This is a genomic window from Sphingopyxis granuli, assembly GCF_001559015.1.
Lineage (GTDB): Bacteria > Pseudomonadota > Alphaproteobacteria > Sphingomonadales > Sphingomonadaceae > Sphingopyxis > Sphingopyxis granuli.
In genome coordinates this window covers 2,812,570-2,832,091 of the sequence record NZ_CP012199.1, presented here as the reverse complement: position 1 = coordinate 2,832,091, position 19,522 = coordinate 2,812,570, and the positions used below count along the sequence as shown (strand labels likewise).

The 19,522-nt window shown below is 67.2% G+C and carries 14 protein-coding genes; 11 read left to right on the top strand and 3 right to left on the bottom strand.

What is annotated here, in order from left to right; translation table 11 throughout:
• Positions 1 to 35 precede the first annotated feature (35 nt).
• The gene (locus SGRAN_RS13180; RefSeq protein ID WP_067184328.1) at positions 36 to 2,216 is read right to left on the bottom strand and encodes a TonB-dependent receptor; all 2,181 of its coding nucleotides are present in this window, start codon (positions 2,214 to 2,216) and stop codon (positions 36 to 38) included.
• Positions 2,217 to 2,356: 140 nt separating this feature from the next.
• Between SGRAN_RS13180 and SGRAN_RS13175 the strand changes: the two genes are divergently transcribed.
• The gene (locus tag SGRAN_RS13175; protein WP_210434139.1) at positions 2,357 to 3,736 is read left to right on the top strand and encodes a spinster family MFS transporter; all 1,380 of its coding nucleotides are present in this window, start codon (positions 2,357 to 2,359) and stop codon (positions 3,734 to 3,736) included.
• A gap of 36 nt (positions 3,737 to 3,772) precedes the next feature.
• Here the strand turns inward: SGRAN_RS13175 and ruvX are convergent, their stop codons facing one another.
• Together ruvX and SGRAN_RS13165 are read right to left on the bottom strand one after the other, a co-directional pair.
• The gene (ruvX, locus tag SGRAN_RS13170; protein WP_067187078.1) at positions 3,773 to 4,234 is read right to left on the bottom strand and encodes a Holliday junction resolvase RuvX; all 462 of its coding nucleotides are present in this window, start codon (positions 4,232 to 4,234) and stop codon (positions 3,773 to 3,775) included.
• Positions 4,235 to 4,423: 189 nt separating this feature from the next.
• Positions 4,424 to 5,725 (bottom strand): DUF3089 domain-containing protein, encoded by a 1,302-nt coding sequence (locus SGRAN_RS13165; RefSeq protein WP_067184325.1) that lies wholly within the window; start codon positions 5,723 to 5,725, stop codon positions 4,424 to 4,426.
• A gap of 186 nt (positions 5,726 to 5,911) precedes the next feature.
• On the opposite strand from SGRAN_RS13165, the gene SGRAN_RS13160 reads away from it, so the two are divergent.
• From SGRAN_RS13160 to SGRAN_RS13115, 10 genes are all read left to right on the top strand, one after another.
• The gene (locus SGRAN_RS13160; protein ID WP_237233507.1) at positions 5,912 to 7,660 is read left to right on the top strand and encodes a DUF4153 domain-containing protein; all 1,749 of its coding nucleotides are present in this window, start codon (positions 5,912 to 5,914) and stop codon (positions 7,658 to 7,660) included.
• 66 nt (positions 7,661 to 7,726) lie between these two features.
• Positions 7,727 to 8,029 carry an Asp-tRNA(Asn)/Glu-tRNA(Gln) amidotransferase subunit GatC gene (gene gatC, locus SGRAN_RS13155; RefSeq protein WP_067109613.1) on the top strand — a complete coding sequence of 101 codons (303 nt, stop codon included), beginning with the start codon at positions 7,727 to 7,729 and terminating at the stop codon, positions 8,027 to 8,029.
• Positions 8,030 to 8,144: 115 nt separating this feature from the next.
• Positions 8,145 to 9,626, top strand: coding sequence for an Asp-tRNA(Asn)/Glu-tRNA(Gln) amidotransferase subunit GatA (gene gatA, locus SGRAN_RS13150; RefSeq protein ID WP_067187077.1), 1,482 nt, complete (start codon positions 8,145 to 8,147; stop codon positions 9,624 to 9,626).
• Position 9,627: 1 nt separating this feature from the next.
• On the top strand, positions 9,628 to 11,094 hold the full coding sequence (gene gatB, locus SGRAN_RS13145) for an Asp-tRNA(Asn)/Glu-tRNA(Gln) amidotransferase subunit GatB (RefSeq protein WP_067184320.1): 1,467 nt from the start codon (positions 9,628 to 9,630) through the stop codon (positions 11,092 to 11,094).
• Between the two features lie 225 nt (positions 11,095 to 11,319).
• On the top strand, positions 11,320 to 12,633 hold the full coding sequence (locus tag SGRAN_RS13140) for an amidohydrolase family protein (RefSeq protein WP_067184317.1): 1,314 nt from the start codon (positions 11,320 to 11,322) through the stop codon (positions 12,631 to 12,633).
• A gap of 18 nt (positions 12,634 to 12,651) precedes the next feature.
• Complete coding sequence (locus SGRAN_RS13135) at positions 12,652 to 12,927, top strand: DUF3311 domain-containing protein (RefSeq protein ID WP_067184314.1); 276 nt, start codon at positions 12,652 to 12,654, stop codon at positions 12,925 to 12,927.
• Positions 12,924 to 13,991 carry a TonB-dependent receptor domain-containing protein gene (locus SGRAN_RS13130; protein ID WP_067184311.1) on the top strand — a complete coding sequence of 356 codons (1,068 nt, stop codon included), beginning with the start codon at positions 12,924 to 12,926 and terminating at the stop codon, positions 13,989 to 13,991. The genes SGRAN_RS13135 and SGRAN_RS13130 overlap by 4 nt, the downstream gene beginning before the upstream one ends.
• A gap of 155 nt (positions 13,992 to 14,146) precedes the next feature.
• Entirely contained in the window at positions 14,147 to 15,943 is a 1,797-nt protein-coding gene (locus SGRAN_RS13125; protein ID WP_067184309.1) for a DUF885 domain-containing protein, read from the top strand.
• A gap of 25 nt (positions 15,944 to 15,968) precedes the next feature.
• Positions 15,969 to 17,594 (top strand): DUF885 domain-containing protein, encoded by a 1,626-nt coding sequence (locus tag SGRAN_RS13120; protein WP_067184307.1) that lies wholly within the window; start codon positions 15,969 to 15,971, stop codon positions 17,592 to 17,594.
• 123 nt (positions 17,595 to 17,717) lie between these two features.
• A complete protein-coding gene (locus tag SGRAN_RS13115; RefSeq protein ID WP_237233506.1) occupies positions 17,718 to 19,502 on the top strand; it encodes a DUF885 domain-containing protein in 1,785 nt (594 codons plus the stop codon).
• Positions 19,503 to 19,522: the final 20 nt, after the last annotated feature.

Sequence of the window (19,522 nt, the reverse complement as noted above, 5' to 3'; positions counted from 1 at the left end):
AGGGCGGCTCCATCGGGGCGGAGCCGCCCGCCGCGTCAGAAGCTGAACGCGACCGTCGCCCCATAGGTGCGCGGCGGCGCATAGGGGGTCAGAAGCTGGCGATAGGCGGAGAACCAGGTGACATAGGTCGGCGTCAGCTCGTTCGTCAGATTCTTGCCCCACAGCGACAGCTCCCAGCCATCGTCGGGGTTCGACAGCGAGAGGCGCGCGTCGACATTCTCGTGCGCGGGCCAAAGCTGCTGCGGGATGTTCGACGCCTCGAAATAGGCGTCGTCGACCCAGCTGTAATCGACCCGCAGCTTTGCCGTCAGGTCGCCGATCGGGCGTTCGAACTGGCCGCCGATGTTGAACTTGTTGCGCGGCGAGCGCGGCAGCTGGTTCCCCGTATAGTCGGTGCCGGGGATCGCATATTCGATGAACTTGGTATCGAGCCACGAATAGCTGCCGTCGATCTGGAGCCCGTCGACCGGGCGTACGACCGCTTCGACCTCGATCCCCTTGATCCGCGCCTTGGCCGCATTGCTGACGACGACGCAGCAGAGCGGGACGAGCTGCGAGATCTGCAGGTCCGAATAATCGGTCCGGAAGGCCGCGACGTTCAGGCGAAGCCGGCGGTCGAGCCAGTCGGTCTTCGCGCCGATTTCATAGCCCCAGGCGAATTCGGGGTCGTAGGGGGTGGAGGCGCCCGCCGCGGTGCCCGACAGCCCCTGGAACCCGCCGCTCTTGTAGCCGCGCGCGACCGAGGCATAGAGCAGGACGTCGTCGGTCGCCTTCCAGTTGAGCGCGAACCGCGGCGTGAAGGCCTTCCAGCTCTTCTTGCCCGTAACGTCATAGCCGTCGAGCGACCCGAGCGGCGGTGGCAGGCCCGGACCGTCGTCGGCCTTGTATCCCGCGAAGCGGCCGCTCTTGCGCTCCCACGTCATGCGCGCGCCGACCGTCGCGGTCAGCGACGGGACGATCTCGACGTCGACCTGGCCGAAGATCGCGAAGCTGCGCGCGTTGACCGACTGCGGATAGATGCCGGTCCCCGATCCTTCGGGGGTCGGGAAATCCTGAATCTGCCCTTCGACGCGGTCGTTGTTCTCCTTGAGGAAATAGACGCCGGTCTGGCCTTTCAGGCGGCCGTCCCACGCGTCGAAGGCCAGGCGCAGTTCCTGGCTGAACTGGCTGTTGTTCTCCTCGCCGAAACTGGTCGATTCGATCTGCGCCGGCGGGTTGATGGGGTTGCTGAAGAAGGGCGTGACGAAGTTGAACTTGACCTTGCGCAGCGCGGTGAGCGAGGTCAGCGTCCCGAACGGCAGGTCGATGTTGACCTCGCCCGAATAGGTCTGGATCGTCCGCTTGATCTCGCCGTCGATATAGGCGTTCACGACGCGCGGGTCGGGATTGATGCCGACGCAGTGGATGCCGTCCTGAAAGCTGCTGTCGCAATTGTTGTGGCGCGGATTGCCCTTCTGGTCCTGGTGCGAGATGTCGGCGCGCAGGATGATGTCGAGCGTGTCGTTCGGGACGAAGCGCAACGCCGCGCGGCCCGTCGTCAGGTTCAGGTCGTTGACGCGGTGGCCCGTCGTCTCGTTATATTCGAAGCCGTCGCGCTGCTTGTGCGAAAGGCCGGCCGAAAAATAGATGGTGTCGGTCAGCGCCATGTTGCCGCGGGCGGTCACGCCGATGCGGTCGTAATTGCCGTAGGTGCCCTCGAAATGAAAGCTTTCCTCGTCGGTCGGCTTGCGGCTGACGAACTGGACGAGGCCGCCGATCGCATTCTTGCCGAACAACGTCCCTTGCGGTCCGCGCAGCACCTCGACCCGTTCGAGGTCGAGCGCGTCGAGGTCGGGCGTGCCGCCGCGCCCGGCATAGACGCCGTCGACGAAGACGACCACCGACGGGTCGCCGCCGGCATTCTGGCTGATGCCCGGCGCGCTGCCGATGCCGCGCATCGAAAAGTTGGTGTTGACCGGGTCGACCGCGCTGATCGCCAGGCCGGGGGTGCGGATCGCGATGTCCTGCACCGTCTCGACGCTGTTGTCGCGGAGCTGGTCGGCGCCGAAGGCGGTGACCGAAACGGGCACGTCCTGCAGCCGCTGTTCCTGGCGCTGCGCGGTGACGATGATGTCGTCGCTGTCGCGCGGCGCGCTGTCCTGCGCCGCGGCGGGCACGGCTATCGCCGCGGTGCCCGCGAGCAGCAGCGTGGTTATCCTGATTTCCGTTCTAGCCATCTCTCATCTCCCGACCCGCCGGCCCGCGGCTCATATCCGCTTGACTCAGCCTTATTTTTACTTAGCGTTCTAAGTAATATTTCATATATAACAGCATGATCGAGCGCGCAAGGGCGCGCCGTGCGCGAAGGGACGGGATGATGGCGAACGACGGCGCAACGATCCGATCGCGGCAGGAGCCATCGCCCGACGCGGGCGCCGAATCCCCGCAATGGCCGCGCCCGGTCTATGGCTGGTACGTCGTCGGCGTCCTCCTGCTCGCCTATACCTTGTCCTTCGTCGACCGGATGATCCTGAGCCTGCTCGTCGCGCCGATCCGCGCCGCGCTCGACATCTCGGATACCGAGGTCAGCCTGCTCATCGGGTTGGCCTTCGCGCTTTTCTACACGCTGCTGGGCCTGCCGCTGGCGTGGATCGCCGACCGCTGGAACCGCCGCAACCTGATCCTCGTCGGCGTCGCGCTGTGGAGCGTGATGACCGCGGGCTGCGGCTTCGCGGGAAGCTATGCCACGCTGTTTCTCGCGCGTATGGGCGTCGGGGTGGGAGAGGCGGCGCTGTCCCCCGCCGCCTATTCGATGCTCAGCGACACCTTCCCGCGCGACCGTCTGGCGCGCGCGCTGGCGGTCTATTCGATCGGGGTGCCGCTCGGCTCGGGCGTGGCGATGATCCTCGGCGCCTTCGTCGTCCAGGCCGTGCTCGCCGCGCCGATGGTCGATCTGCCGTTCGTCGGCCCGGTCGAGGCGTGGCGGACGATCTTCCTGTGGGTCGCGGCGCCGGGATTGCTGGTCTGCCTGCTGCTCCTCACCGTCCGCGAACCGCTGCGCCAGGGACGCCGGCAGGCTGCCGCCCACGCCGACGAGCCGCCGGCGCCCGGCTTTCTCGCCCACCTCGTCCGGCAGCGCGCGGCGCTCGGCGCGCTGTTCGTCGGCATGGCGCTGATCGGGCTCGTCATGTACGGCGTGATCGCCTGGGTTCCGACCTTCTTCTTCCGCACCTATGGCATGGAGGTGTCGCGGGCCGGGCTGTGGTTCGGCGTCATCATGGCGATCGGCGGCGCGGCGGGGCTGGTGCTCGGCGGCACGCTGGCCGACCGGATGTTCGGCAAGGGCGTCGCCGACGCGCATCTGCGCGTGATGCGGCTGTCGATCCTGCTGGGCGGCCCGCCGCTGCTCGCCGCGGCGCTGATGCCCGATGCGGTGCTGGCGTTCGCGATGCTGGCGATCGCCTTTCCGATGCTGACGATGCACGGCGTCGGGACGGTGGCGTTGCAGCTCATCACCCCGAACGAATATCGCGCCCGCGTGACGGCGCTCTATTTCTTCATCGTCAACCTGACCGGGCTGGGTTTCGGTCCGATGCTGATGGCGCTGCTCACCGACCAGCTGTTCGGCGACGATGCGGCGCTGCGCTATTCGATAGCGCTGGTGACCGGCGTCGCCATGCCGCTGGCGGCGATCATCCTGACCGTGGGCTTTCGCGCCTTTGCCCGCGAACTGGCGAAGATGTCGGACGGCGCCTGATTCCGTCCACGGCGATCCGCCGATCGGGTCAGGCGCTCACGCCCGCACCAGCGCGTCGATCGCGCCTTGCAGGATGAAGGCGGCGGCGGCGCTGTCGATGCGCTCGGCGCGTTTCGCGCGGCTGACGTCGGCGGCGATCATCGCGCGCTCGACCGCCGCGGTCGACCAGCGCTCGTCGCACAGCAGCACGGGCAGGCCCAGCGGCGCGAGGTTGCGCGCGAAGGCGCGCACCGACTGGGTGCGCGGACTGTCGCTGCCGTCCATGTTGAGCGGCAGCCCGACGACGAGGCCGACGACCGACTGCGCGGCGACGAGCCCGCGCAGGGCGTCGAGATCGGCGGCGAACTTGCCGCGGCGGATCGTCCGGTCGGGGGTCGCGAAGCTCCACCCCGCGTCGCACAGCGCGACCCCGATCGTCTTCGTCCCGACATCGAGCCCGGCGAGGCGCCCGCCGTCGGGAAGCGCGGCGGCGAAATCGGGGGTGAGGGTGGAAATCATCGATCGGTCCTTATCGCCGGATTCCGTCATGCTGAACTTGATTCGGCATCCATTCGGCGCCTCGCCCGAAATGGGGCGCCGAATAGCCCCCCGATCGAGGACCTGTTCCCGGGCGAAAGCCGGGGTCCACGCGGAGCGCGCGATGCCGTCTGGACCCCGGCTTTCGCCGGGGAACGGGAAGATTGCCGATCAAGTGCGGGGTGACGAGGGAGCGGATTCGGGTGTTGCGGCAGCCGTTGGCGCCACGGCAGGCGGAACCGGCGAAGGCTTGCCCTCGAACGCCGCGAGCCGGCGCAGCACGTCGGCGCGGACGTTCGCCCAGAACAGGGTGATGTCGTAGACGTGATAATTGTTGCCCGGCAGCACATAGCCCGGAACGACATAATCCTTCACGACATCGGCCTGCCCGATCATCAGGAAGCCCCGCGCATCGTCGCACGTCGCGCCGACCTTGCCGGGGATCAGGCGCCCCTCGGTGAATTTCGCCTCGGGCTTCAGCGTGCCCAGATTGGCCTCTGCGGGCGCATCGGTGTCCGGAATCCCGGTGATCGGATTGGTGCACAGCATGCGCGTTTCGGCGCGCGGGCGGCCGTCGAAGCCGATGGTGCCGTCATAGGCCTCGGTCACCATCGCCGGATCGGCGGGCTCGGCAAAGCTCGCCCACGACAGGATGCAGCCCTTCTGGTCGGGGGTCGTGCAGGCGGGAAGGCCGAGCGCGGGCAGGTCGGTTTCGACCGAGATCGGCCAGCCGACGATATAGGCGGCGACGACGCGCTTCGCGAGCGGGGTGCCGGCGACGCGGTTCTTCAGCAGCGTTTCGAGGTGCAGCGCGCCCTGGCTGTGCCCCGCGAGGATGATCGGCCGGTTCTTCGGGATCGCGGCCAGAAAGGCGTCGAACGCCTGCTCGACATCGCGATAGGCGGCGTCGATCGCCTTGCCGGCGGTGACGCGGTCGGTGGCGAGGAAAGCCCCCAGCGTCGCCTGGCGATAGCGCGGCGCCCACACCTCGCCCGCGTCGGAAAAGGCGCTTGCCATGCCGCGCACGAACAGGTTGGCGCGGTGGTCGGCGTCGCGGTCGGAGAGCGGGGCGTTCCAGCTCGACTTGCTGTAATAGCTCGTCGGATGGACGAAAAAGATCGCCGCGTCGCCTCGAACAGCGGGGGCGGATGCGGCGGCCGGCGCGGCGGCGCGGGCGGGCGGCACGATCTGGCCGCGCGCCTGCGCCGCGTCGCCGCCGGAGGCGTCGCTGCCCGACGCATCGTCGGCAAGGTCGGGGCGCCATTTCGACGGATCGTCCTCCATCCCCGGCCGCGCGAACCACATTTCGGGATCGTCATAGGCGTTGGGCGCGGCAACGACCTGCGGCTTGAATTCGGCGCTGGGGACGAACGCGACCCGCGCGACCCAGCCGGGGAAAAGTTGATAGACGACGCCGGCGGCAAGGATCAGCAGGATGATCGCGGCGATCAGATAGAGGAATTTGCGGGCCAAATGCGGGCTCCATGGGAGAGGGGCAGGATTTGTCAAATCTCTAGCCGCCGTTCAAATCGGCGTCACCCTGAACTTGTTTCAGGGTCCATGGCCTGTCCTTGAACGGGATGCCGTGCGGGACGAAAGGACAGGCCATGGATGCTGAAACAAGTTCAGCATGACGAGTTGAGGCGTTAGATGTCGCGCATGACCGATGCGCCCGCCAGCTCGCCCGCCCCCGAGTCGCACCGTCTGGACGGCAGCGATCCGCCGTGGCCGCTGCGGCCGTGGATCATGGCGGCGGTCTGCTCGGTCGCGGGGCTCGCCTTTCACCTGCTCGTCGACCATTTGTACGAGGACCCGCTCGCCGCCTGGCGCAGCGCGCTCGCCGCCGCGGTCGCGGTGGGGACGATCACCTTCGTTCTGGGGGTCGAGCTTCGCCGCTGGCACTGGGCGCTGGGCTTCGCGCTGCTGTGGGGCGCGGTGATGGGGCTCATCGTCTGGCAGTCGGCGGGCTACAATATCCACGGATCGCCGGTCGAATGGCCGTTCTGGTCGGGGATGCTCGCGGTGCTCGTCGCGACGCCCCTGTTCCAGACGCGGCGCGACGTCGCGCCCGATGCCCGCTTCTGGCGGCTGTGGCGGATGCCCTACGACCGGCTGCACGGTCATGCGTGGACCGATGCCGTGATCGGCGCGGCCGGCCTTGCCTTCGTCGGCGTCACCTTCCTGCTCGTCGTGCTGATCGGACAGATGTTCAAGCTGATCGGGATCGACGTCATCGAACGGCTGCTCAATGACGAATGGTTCGGCTGGATGCTCGCGGGGGCGGCCTTCGGCGGCGCGGTGGGGCTGCTGCGCGAACGCGACCGGCTGGTCGCGACGCTCCAGCGGCTGGTGATGATCGTGCTCGCGGTGCTGGCGCCGGTGCTCGCGGTCGCGCTGGTCCTCTTCCTCGTCTCGCTGCTCGGAACCGGATTGCAGAAGCTGTGGGATTCAGGCTTTTCGACCGCCGCGCTGATGATGGCGGCGGCGGCTTTCGCGGTGCTGCTCGCCAATGCGGTGATCGGCGACGGGCGCGAGGATCGCGCGACCAATCCGCTGCTGCGCTGGGCCGCGCCGGTGCTGGCGGTCGCGGTGCTGCCGCTCGCGGGCATCGCCTGTTATTCGATGGGTCTGCGCATCGGCCAATATGGCTGGACCCCCGAACGCCTGTGGGGCGTGATCGCGGCGGCGGTCGCGCTCGCCTACGGCGTCGCCGGGGTGTGGGCGGTGGTCCGCGGACGGCGCGATTTCGACGACTGGCTGCGCCCCCTGCAACAGAAGCTCGCGATCGGATTGATGCTGCTCGCGCTGTTTCTGGCGCTGCCGATCCTCGATTTCGGGGCGATTTCGGCGCGCGATCAGCTGGCGCGGCTGAACAGCGGCGCGACCCCGGCCGAAAAGTTCGACTGGGCGGCGATGGCGTTCGATTTCGGGCCGGCGGGGCGGGCTGCGCTGCGCGACATGACCCGGTCGCCGCAGAAGGCGCGCGCCGACGCCGCAAGGGCCGCGCTCGCGGCGAAGAATCGCTGGGACCTCGCCGGGCCGCGCGGGCCGACGCTGCTGAAACCGTTCGCGGAGCGGCTGCGCATCGTCCCGGCGGACCGCGCGCTCCCCGCCGAAGCGCTCGCGCGGATCGAGGCGAGCTATATGTGCGCCCGCGCCAAAGCCTGCGTCGCGATATGGCTTTCCGACGACCGGATCGGCGTGCTGGGGCAGCAGGAAGCGGGCGAGGCGCTGCAATTCGACCATGTGACGCGCAATGCCGCGGGTCAGTGGGTACAGGGCGACGCGGCGAGCCCGCGTCCGGCGCGGCCGGGGCTCGACCTGTCGAAGGCGCGGGTCGAGGTCGAAACGGTTCGCCAGCGGCGCATCACGGTCGATGGCGTGCCCGAAACCGGCCCTTTCGATTAGGCGCCGCTTGATGCGCAGGGGGGAGGGTGCTAGCGGCGCGGCGTCCCCCGCACGAGGCAGGAAGCTATGGCAATCGATCAGGCAACGGTGAAGAAGATCGCGTCGCTGGCGCGCATCGCGATCAGCGATGCGGAGGCCGCCGCGATGGAAGGCGAACTCAACAACATCCTCGGCTGGGTCGAGCAACTCGGCGAGGTCGACGTGAGCGGGGTCGAGCCGATGACGGCGGTGATCCCGAACACGCTGCGGCTGCGCGACGATATCGTCGACGCCGATCCGCTGACCGGCGGCAACCGCCGCGACGACGTGCTGGCGAACGCACCCGAGCCGCAGCACGGCTTCTTCGGCGTGCCCAAGGTGATCGAGTGATGACTGACGCTATGGTTCCAGCCGTTTGTCCTGAGCTTGTCGAAGGACCGTCCTTCTTCGACGCGGCAGGGAAAGAACGGTGCTTCGACAAGCTCAGCACGAACGGGTTTTGATGATGACCGATTTGACCAATCTCACCGTCGCGCAGATCCGCGACGGCCACCGCGCGGGCGATTTCAGCGCCGTCGAGGTCGCGGAGGCGTTCAACGCCAATGTCGCGGCCGCGAAAGCGCTCAACGCCTTCATCGTCGAGACGCCCGAACAGGCGCTCGGCGCGGCGAAGCAGGCCGATGCCGACCGGGCCGCGGGAACGCTGAAACCGCTGTCGGGCGTGCCGATCGGCATGAAGGACCTGTTCGCGACCAAGGGCGTCCAGACCACCGCCGCGAGCCATATGCTCGAAGGCTTCGTGCCGCGCTACGAATCGACCGTGTCGCAGAAATTGTGGGACGCGGGCGCGGGGATGCTCGGCAAGCTCAACCTCGACCAGTTCGCGATGGGCTCGTCGAACGAGACGAGCTTTTTCGGCAACGTCATCTCGCCGTGGAAGCGGAACGATGGCGGCAATGCCGCGCTCGCGCCTGGCGGCTCGTCGGGCGGCAGTTCGGCGGCGATCGCGGCGCGGCTCTGCCCCGCCGCGACGGGCACCGACACCGGCGGCTCGATCCGCCAGCCCGCGGCCTTCACTGGCATTTCGGGGATCAAGCCGACCTACGGCCGCTGCTCGCGCTGGGGCATCGTCGCCTTCGCCAGTTCGCTCGACCAGGCGGGGCCGATGGCGCGCGACGTGCGCGACTGCGCGATCATGCTTCAGAATATGGCGGGCTTCGACCCCAAGGACGCGACCAGCCTCGACCTGCCCGTGCCGAATTGGGAAGCCGCTTTGTCGAGCGATCTCAAGGGCAAGAAAGTCGGCATTCCCAGGGAATATCGACTGGAGGGCATCGATCCCGACATCGACGCGATGTGGGATGCCGGCATCGCGATGCTCAAGGATGCCGGGGCCGAGGTCGTCGAGATCAGCCTGCCGCACACCAAATATGCGCTGCCGGCCTATTATATCATCGCCCCCGCCGAAGCCTCGTCGAACCTCGCGCGCTATGACGGGGTGCGCTACGGGCTGCGCGATCTGCCGCAGGGTGCGGGGTTGCAGGACATGTATGCCGCGACGCGCGCCGAAGGCTTCGGGCCGGAGGTCAAGCGCCGCATCATGATCGGCACCTATGTGCTGTCGGCGGGCTTCTACGACGCCTATTACACGCAGGCGCAGAAGGTGCGTACGCTGATTTCGCGCGATTTTTCGGCGGCGTTCGAACGCTGCGACGTGATCCTCGCCCCGACCGCGCCGTCGGCGGCGTTCGGGCTCGGCGAAAAGACCGCCGACCCGCTGTCGATGTATCTGAACGATGTGTTCGCGGTGCCGGCCAGCCTCGCGGGGCTGCCCGCGATGTCGGTCCCCGCGGCGCTCAACCGCGAAGGCCTGCCGCTGGGCCTGCAGATCATCGGCAAGGCCTTCGACGAGCAGGGCGTGCTCAACGCGGGGCTGGCGATCGAGGAACGCGCGGGCTTTACCGCGCGGGCGGAGAAATGGTGGTAAGATGACGGACTATCGCATCAAGGGCGAAACCGGCGAGTGGGAGGTCGTGATCGGCCTCGAGGTCCATGCGCAGGTCACCTCCAACGCCAAGCTCTTTTCGGGCGCCGCGACGGCGTTCGGGGCCGAGCCGAACACGCAGGTGTCGCTGGTCGATGCCGCGATGCCCGGCATGCTGCCGGTGCCGAACCGCGAATGCATCCGCCAGGCGGTGCGCACCGGCATGGCGATCGACGCGCAGATCAACAAATGGTCGCGCTTCGACCGCAAGAATTATTTTTATGCCGACCTGCCGCAGGGCTATCAGATTTCGCAGCTTTATCATCCGCTTGTCGGCGAAGGTTCGCTGACGATCGAGGCGGACGAGAAGGCGGGAATCGACGATGAAAAGCGCATCGCGATCGAACGCATCCATGTCGAGCAGGACGCCGGCAAGCTGATGCACGATCAGCATCCGACGATGTCGTTCGTCGACCTCAACCGCTCGGGCGTCGCGCTGATGGAGATCGTGTCGAAGCCCGACATGCGCTCGCCCGCCGAGGCCGGCGCCTATCTGCGCAAGCTGCGCGCGATCCTGCGCTACGTCGGCTCGTGCGACGGGAACATGGAAGAAGGCTCGATGCGCGCCGACGTCAACGTCAGCGTCCGCAAGCCCCGCGAAGCGCTGGGCACGCGCACCGAGACGAAGAATGTCAATTCGGTCCGCTTCGTCATGCAGGCGATCGAATATGAGGCGAAGCGCCAGGTCGAGGTGCTGGAATCGGGCGGCACGGTCGACCAGGAAACGCGCCTGTTCAACCCCGACAGCGGCACGACGCGGACGATGCGGTCGAAGGAGGACGCGCACGATTACCGCTATTTCCCCGACCCCGACCTGCTGCCGCTCGAACTCGACGATGCGTTCCTCGACGAATGCCGGGCGAGCCTGCCCGAACTGCCCGACGCCAAGCGCGCGCGCTACGAGGCGCTGGGGATTTCGGCCTATAACGCCGGCGTACTGACCGCCGAGGTCGAGAGCGCGCGCTGGTTCGACGCGCTGCTCGACGCGGGCGCGGAGCCGAAGGCGGCCGCCAACTGGATGACCAGCGAACTGTTCGGCGCGCTCAACCGGCTGGGCAGGGAGATCGCCGATTCGCCGGTCGGCCCGGCGCAGGCGGCGGAACTGCTCGGCCTCGTCGCCGACGGCACCATCTCGGGCAGCATCGCCAAGCAGGTGTTCGAGATCATGCTCGAAACCGGCGACGATGCGGCGAAGATCGTCGAGGACAAGGGCCTTCGGCAGACGAGCGACACCGGCGCGATCGAGGCGGTGATCGCCGAGGTGCTGGCGAAGAATCCGAACCAGCTCGAACAATATCGCGGCGGCAAGGAAGCGCTGTTCGGCTTCTTCGTCGGCCAGACGATGAAGGCGATGCAGGGCAAGGCGAACCCGCAGGTGGTGAACGAACTGCTGAAGAAGGCGCTGGGATAAGCGGTCGCGGCTCCGGCCGCGCGCCCCCGGGCTTTGCCGCGGCGATTCGCCGCATCGCCATCGTTCGCCCGCGCAGGCCTCCCGATTGTTGATCCGAAAGGCGGCCTGCATCAGGATCGTTGCATTCAGCGCAACATCATGCATCAGCTCCTGGCATTGTCTTGGCCGCGGCAGGCCCTAGACTTCGCTGGTTCCGGGCGGTTCCGGACTGATCGCGGAATCCCTATGCCTATCGACACCCTTCGCCGTATCGCCCGGTATCTGACCGGTCTCGCAGCCGCCGTCCTCGTCACGGCTCCCGCCGTCGCCCAGTCGCCGGCGCCCGATGTCGTCGCGCTGGTCGGCGGCGCGGTGGTCGACGTGGAAAACGGCCGCGTCATCGAGGATGCCGTCGTCGTCATCGAGGGCGAGCGGATCGTTCAGCTCGGCCCGCGCGGCCGACTCCAGCCCCCGCCCGGCGCGCGCATCGTCCCCGTCGACGGGCGCTGGCTGATCCCCGGCCTCATGAACATGCACGTGCATTTCGGCCTGAAGCTTCCCGGCAGTGCCGGGGCCGAACTGCAGAACGAGACGGACGCGCAGCAGGCGCTGCGCATGGCGCACAATGCGCGCCTTTCGCTGCGCGCCGGCGTCACCTCGGTTCGCCTGGTGTCCGAAATCCACGGCAATGATTTCGCGCTTCGCCGCGCCATCGACCGGGGCGAGGCCGTCGGGCCGCGCATCGAAACGGCCGGCGAACTGATCGTGCCCACCGGCGGGCACGGCTTCCTCGAGGTCGACGGCCCCTACGCCTTCGCGCAGGCGGCGCGTCGACAGATCAGCCAGGGCGCCTCGTGGATCAAGATCGCCATTTCGGGCGGCATCTCCGACACGCACGGCGCCATCGCCGCCGCCCCGATGACCAACGACGAATTGTCGGTCCTCATCGACGTGGCCCACCGCAACGGCGTGCGCGTCACCGCGCACAACGGTTCGCCCGAGGCGGCGATGCAGGCCTTGACCTACGGCATCGACGGTTTCGAACACGGCTATCACCTGACCGAGCCGGTGCTGCGCCGCATGGCGAAGGACAAGGTGTGGCTGGTGCCGACGATCGTGGTCAGCCAGCCGGGCGCGCGCGCCTTCTATCAGCGCATCGGGTCGCCGGACTGGTATCTGCAGCGGGTGGACAGCGTCGGCCGCGACCATTGGGCGATGCTGCAGTCCGCGATCCGCCTCGGCGTGCCGATCGCGCTGGGCACCGACCAGTTTCCCTTCGAGGACAATGAAGGCACGACCGCCACCGTGCGCGAGGCGGAGCTTTACGTCGACGCGGGAATGACCCCGCTCCAGGCGCTGCAGGCGGCGACCATCCAGCCGGCCCGCATGATGCGCCGCGACGCGGACATCGGCAGCATCGCCGTCGGCAAATTTGCCGACATCGTGCTCGTCGATGCCGACCCGACCCGCGATATCCGCGCCTTGCGCTCGATCGACTTCGTCATGAAGGGCGGACAGGTCGTGCGCGACGACCATGGCCTTTCGGGCCAGGTCCGGTGATCCGGGCGGCGTGACTCCATGACGCTCCGATCCCTGCTGTCGCCGACCCACCGGCGCTATGCGCACCGCTGGCTCCTGCTGATTCCCTTCATCTGGCAGGTCGGCGGGACCCCGCTGGTCAACACCGCCGCCGTTCGCGTCTTTTCCCTGCCGCTGCCGATGCTGTGGCAGATGTGCGGGATTCTGGTGGCGAGCGCCACCATCGGCTTCGTCTTCGCGCGCGACGAGCGCATCGAGGCGAATGACGAGCCGGACTCCTTCTCCGAACCCTCCGACGAGGCGAAATCCTCGTGATCCTCGGCCTGACCATCGCCATCGTACTCGGCACCATGGCGGGGGCGCTGTTCTACGGCAATCGCGACATCAGCTCGCCCCAGATCGGCGGGCCGGTGAACGCGCAGGGCGCTCCGGTCTTCGGCGGCGACCCGTGCGATATTCGCGGCGCCTATCGCAACGGTCCGGATGCGGCTCAGGTGCGCCAGCTCTGCCTCGCTCAGGGTCTGTCGGCCGCTGCGGTGGACAGCTATGTCTTCAACAGCACGCAGATTCAGGGCTTCGTCGGCGGCAACGTCAATCTGAAGGAGGAAACGGCCGATACCTGGACGGTCGGTGCCGTCTATCGCCCCAACTTCGGCAGTGCGCTGTTCTCGCGTCTTTCGGCTTCGATCGACTATTACAGCATCAAGATCACCGACGTGGTCGGCAGCATCACCGCGACGAACCAGCTTCAGGGCTGTTTCAATGCCACGGGCGTGACCAATCCGACCTATGACGTCAACAATGGCTATTGCCAGCTGTTCGAGCGCGATCCGCTGACCGGAAACGTGATCAACAGCCTGGGCCTCCAGCAGAATCTGGCGACCCTGAAGACGTCGGGCATCGACCTGCAGGTCGACTGGAGCTTCGATCTCGCCGATGCCGGTCTGGGCAATCTGGGCTCGCTGAACCTCAACTATGTGGTCGGCTGGCTGCGCGCCTGGCAGCGTCAGGACGCGGCGGGCGGACCGTTCAACGAGCGGGTCGGCACCATCGACTCGACCAACGGCTTCACCTTCCCGAAGTGGAAGATGCTGGGTTCGGTCAACTACAGCAACGGCCCGTTCGGTCTTGGCCTGCGCTGGCGCCGGGTCGGCAAGATGGACATCTACAACACCGCCAACAGCCTGCCTGCGATCAACTATTTCGATCTGCTCACCAGCTGGAACGTCAGCGACAGCTTCGTGCTGCGCATGGGGGTCAACAACCTGACGGACAAGGCGCCGCGCACCTGGACGCCGGGCATCCAGTCCAACACCGATCCGTCGACCTATGACATCCTGGGTCGCCGCTTCTTCGTTGGCGTGACGAGTCGCTTCTGATCCGCTCGGGGCGGCGACAGGCCTTTTTTGTCCCGAGGGCCTGTCGCCGCTTCACCATGGATGGCTATGGTGGGGTGACGATATGGGCGCACGATCCGCCCATCTGGAAAAACCGCGCGGCCTTGGGGCGGGCGAACAAGGAACGAGGACGGACGATGAAAAGACGTGAACTCTTTGCGGGAGCCGCCGGCGTAGCCTCTCTGGCCCTGATTTCCCGGTCGCCGGTCGCAGCGGCGCTTGGCCAGCCGGCCGCGCGGGAACGCTTCGCCCAGTTGGTCCGCGACAGTCAGCAGGCCGACGATCTCCTCAACCCCATGCGCCTTGCCCGCCGCGGGAAGCGCCCTTTGGGGCCGGTGTTCGTCGATCCGCAGGGGGAGGCCTATGCCACCCGGCTCGAAGCGAACAAGCGCGCCGAACTCGCGGGCCTCGCCAGGATCGACCGGGCGGCGCTGCCGGAGGGCGACCAGATCGCCTATGAGGTGTTCCGCTATCAGGCCGAAAAGGCGGTCGGGGAGTTCGACAGCGGCGTCAACGCCATCCGGCGCAAGGCGCCCCTGAACGCCTCCTTCGGGCTGCATGTGGAGTTTCCGGACTATATGTCGGCCGGCGTGTCGCTGGCGAGCGTCGAGGATTACGAGATCGCGCTGGAACAGCTCGACGGCTTCACGGGCTTCATGAACGACACGGTCGCGCGCCTGCGTCAGGGCATGGCCGACGGCTATCACCAGCCGAAGGTCGTGGTGAACAATGTGCTGAAGCAGGTGGAGGCGTTCCTGGCGCTGCCGGTCGAGCAGAACCCGCTCTATTCGCCCGTCACCCGCTTTCCCGAATCGATCGCGGCCGCGGACCGCGCGCGTCTGGAGGCCGCCTATCGCAAGGCGGTCGAGACGCGTGCCTATCCGGCCTATGACCAGTGGCGCACCTTCCTGCGCAACGACTATCTGCCCACCGCCGCCGCCGGCGCGGGCCTGTGGTCGATGAAGGACGGCGACCGGGTCTATGCGGCCGATCTGGTGCGGCACACCACCACGACGATGAGCGCGGAGGAGATCCACCGCGTCGGCCTGTCCGAGGTGGCGCGCATTCTCGAAGAGATGGAGGGCGCGCGTCAGGCCGCCGGCTTCACCGGCGATCTTCACGCCTTTTTCGAACATATCCGCACCGAGCCCAGTTTTTATTACACCAAACCTCAAGACCTTATCGACCATTTCGAGAGGATCGAAGCAAAAGTCTGGCAAAACATGCCCACCCTCTTCTCACGGCGTCCGCGCGCGGAGTTCGAGGTGCGCCCGCTGCCGGCGCTGGGGGATCAGCGCGGCACGGGCTATTACCGCTCCGGGCCACCCGACGCGTCTGAACCGGGCGTGCTCTATTTCAACATGGCGATGCTCAACACGCGTCCGATCCCGACGCTGGAAACGCTCCAGCTTCACGAGGGCGTGCCCGGCCATCATTATCAGTCGTCGCTGGTGCAGGAAGATGAAAGCCTGCCCGACATGCTGCGCTTCCGGCTAGCGCCGGCGACGGCCTACACCGAGGGGTGGGGGCGGTACGCGGAGTCGCTCGGCAAGGAGCTGGGCCTGTTCACCGATCCCTATCAGTGGTTCGGCCATCTCGACATGGAGATGCTGCGCGCCGTGCGTCTGGTGGTCGACACCGGCCTGCACGCCCTGCGCTGGGAGCGGCAGCAGGCGATCGACTATATGATGACGAACACGTCCATGGCGCCGCGCGACGTGGTGGTCGAGATCGACCGCTACATCACCAATGCTGGGCAGGCGAGCGCCTACAAGGTCGGCGAGTTGAAGATTCAGGAACTGCGGCGCCGCGCGACCGAAAAGTTGGGCAGCCGCTTCGACATCCGCCACTTCCACAACCAGGTACTCGATACCGGTGCCCTGCCGCTCGATGTGCTGGAAGCCAAGGTCGATCGCTGGCTGGCATCTGCTTGAGGGCCGCCGCCGGCCGGAGATGGGAATGAACAGAAGGCAGATACTCCTGGGCGCCGCCGCCGGCATCGCGATGGTCGGGACCGGCGCCGGGCCGCTGTTCGCGAGCGAAGGCGCCGATGCCCGGCTGAAAGCGCTGCTTGAGCGTCATGCGAACGCCTTGCGTCGGTTTGGCGCGGAGCCGGGCAATCCGGTCGGAGATCGGTCGCTGGCCGATCGTGCGAGGGCGCATGCCGAGAATGCGGCCCGCATGAAGGAATTGGTCGGGATCGGCCACGGCGCGCTGTCACCCGCCGCACGGATCGACCACGATACGGCAGCCTTCGTCTACGGGGTTCTCGACGACCAGTTGGCACGGCCGGGAACGGTCGACCTCGACCTGCGTCCCAGCCCTTATGTGGTCAGCCAGATGAACGGCGCCTATTACTGGCTGCCGTCCAGGCTCGGCACGGGTGGGGCCAGCGCAGAAGCGGAAGATCGCCGCGCCTATCTCGACAATATCGAGGCCCTGGCTCGGGGCATCGACGAGGAAAGCGAGCGCATCGCGCATGATGCCGGGCTGGGCGTCGTTCCGCCCGATTTTATCCTTGCCGCGACTTTGTCCCAACTGCGTGCGCTGCGGGACAGCGCGCCCGTGGCCAATCCTCTTCTGGCGCCCGCTATCGCGGCGTCGGGCACGGTCGGTGCGCAGGCGACCGAGCGCTTCGACCGCCTGATGAGGCCGGCACTCGACAGACAGGCTCAGGCGCTCCAGGCACTGATGCCCCGCGCTTCCTCGAAGGCCGGGGTCTGGGCCCAACCCGACGGCGAGGCGAACTATGCCTCCTCGCTTCGCGCCAACACCACTGCCAATATCGCGCCGGGCGATCTGCACCGCATGGGGCAGGAATGGGTGCGGGAGCTGAGCGCCGAGATCGACCACGACCTGCGTGCCCTGAACCTGACCCGCGGCTCGGTCGGCGAGCGCATTGCGGCACTGAATACGGATGCCCGCTTCATCCAGCCGGACACCGACGCGGGCCGGGCTGAAGTCCATCGCCAGGCCAAGGCTTATCTGGCCGCCGCGCGGGGGCGCGCCGCCCGCGCCTTCGACCATTTCGTAGATGATCCCGTCGAGGTCCGGCGCATGCCGCTGACCAGCGAGGACAGTTCGCCCATCGCCTTCTACAACGGTCCGCGAGATGGTACTTCCGGCGCGGTCCTGCTCAACCTCAAGAAGCCCAGCGACCTGCCGTCCTGGCGCCTGCCGACACTGGTTCACCATGAAGGTGTGCCAGGCCATCACACTCAGGCAGCGGTGCTGAGGGACGCGGGCGGCCTTTCGCTTTTCCGGCGCACGGTGCGTTTCTCGGCCTGGACCGAAGGATGGGCGCTCTACGCCGAGGCGCTGGCGGACGAAATCGGCGCTTATGCAGACGACCCCTTCGGGCGGATTGGCTATCTGCAGGCCCAGCTCTGGCGCGCGGGACGTGTGGTTGTCGATACCGGTATCCATCACGAGCGCTGGACCCGCGAACAGGCTATTGCCTTCATGGTCGATACGGTCGGCGAATTGCCCGGACCCACCGCGCGCGAGGTGGACCGCTATTGTGTCTATCCGGGGCAGGCTTGCTGCTTCATGGTCGGCAAGCAGCGAGATTCGCGCCTCGCGTGAGGCAGCGCGACGCGCCATGGGGTCGCGCTTCTTCCTTGGCGACTATAACGATCTCATCCTGCGGTCCGGCCCCCTGCCGATGGAGGTTCTGGACGCCCTAGTTCAACAATGGAGCGCCGCCTGATGCGTCGTCGTGATCTTCTGGCCGGTGCGGCTGCGCTGGGTGCCACTTTTTCTCTCACCGGCTGCGCCTCTGCGGGCCGTGCGGCGGGAACGTCCGCCGATGTCCGTCTCGCCGCGATGCTCGAGAGGCACGCCCGAGCCTTGCGGGACGAGGAGGGCGGACCGGACAGGCTAGGCGATTACTCCCTCGCGGCGCGTGCGCGGGCACGCCGGGCCAATGCGGCGCGCCTGGTCGAACTGAACGGCGTCGATCGCTCCGCCCTCTCGCCCGCGGCCGCGCTGGACTATGACACCGCGCGTTTCGTCTATGGGGCCATGGACGATCAATATGGGCGCTACGGTTTCTCGGACATCAATCTGCGCCCCAGCCCCTATGTCGTCAGCCAGATGAACGGGGCCTATTATTGGTTGCCGGACGGCATCGCCGGTCGCTCCCCCCTGACGAACGAAGCGGATGCCGAGCGATATCTCGACAAGCTGCGGCAACTGGCGGTCGCCCTCGATCAGGAAACGGAGCAGATCGCCCATGACGCCGGTCTTGGCGTCGTGCCACCGGCCTTCATTCTCGCCAAGACGGTGGCGCAGATCGCGACGCTGCGCGATATGCCCGCTGCTTCGAATCCCCTGATCGGGCCTGCCGTGGCCCGCGCGCGTGCCGCCGGCCTGAACGATCTGGAAAGTCGTGCCGCGGCGATCTTCGCCGCGCAGGTCGCGCCGGCGCTTACCCGCCAGATGGCGGCGCTGGATGCTCTGCGTCCGCGTGCCGCCGATTGGGCCGGCGTGTGGGCAAAGCCGGACGGGGAGGCTTATTACGCGTCGGGTCTCCATTCCAACACCACGGCCGGCTACGCGCCGGCGGAGCTTCACCGGCTGGGGCTGACGTGGGTGGCGGAACTGACCGCCGAGATCGATCGCCTGCTACGCGCGCAAGGGCTCACCGAAGGCAGCGTCGCCGCGCGGATGAGCGCGCTGGACCGCGACCCGCGCTTCCTCAAGGCGGACAGCGATGCGGGGCGACGGGAGATCATCGATTATGCGACCGCGCGTCTGGCTCGGATAAGAAACCTCCTGCCTAGCGGGTTCGCTTTCGTGCCTGATCTTCCCATAGAGGTCCGGCGGGTATCACCCGCGATCGAGAAAGGTGCGCCAGGCGGCTTCTACAGCGCCAGCAGCAATCCGGCCCAGCCATCGGTCATCTACATCAACCTTCGGTCGGTCGAAGAGAACGCCCTGTGGCGGATTCCCACGCTGTTGCATCACGAAGGTATCCCCGGCCACCATTTTCAGGCCAGCATCCTGAAGGAAGCGGGCAAGCTTTCGCTGTTTCGTCGGACGGTGCGCTTCTCGGCCTGGACGGAAGGCTGGGCGCTCTATGCCGAGCAGTTGGCGGCCGAGATCGGTGCCTATGACGACGATCCGACGGGACGTATCGGCTATCTTCAGGGGCAATTGTTCCGCGCTTGTCGCGTGGTCGTCGATACCGGCATCCACCATGCGCGTTGGACACGCGAACAGGCGATCGACTGGATGGTCGCCAACGCGGGCGAGAATCGCGACGCGGCCGAGCGCGAAATCGACCGATATTGCGTCTATCCGGGGCAGGCCTGCAGCTTCATGGTCGGCAAGCAGCAGATCGTGGACCTGCGGGAGAAGGCCCGGGCCGATCTGGGATCCCGATTCGATTTGCGGGCCTACAACGATATGGTCCTGGCCTCGGGGCCGTTGCCTATGGAAGTCCTTGGCGCGGCAGTGGCCCAATGGACGGCGTCGTTTCCGCGGGCCTGATGCCGCCCGCTATCGTGTCG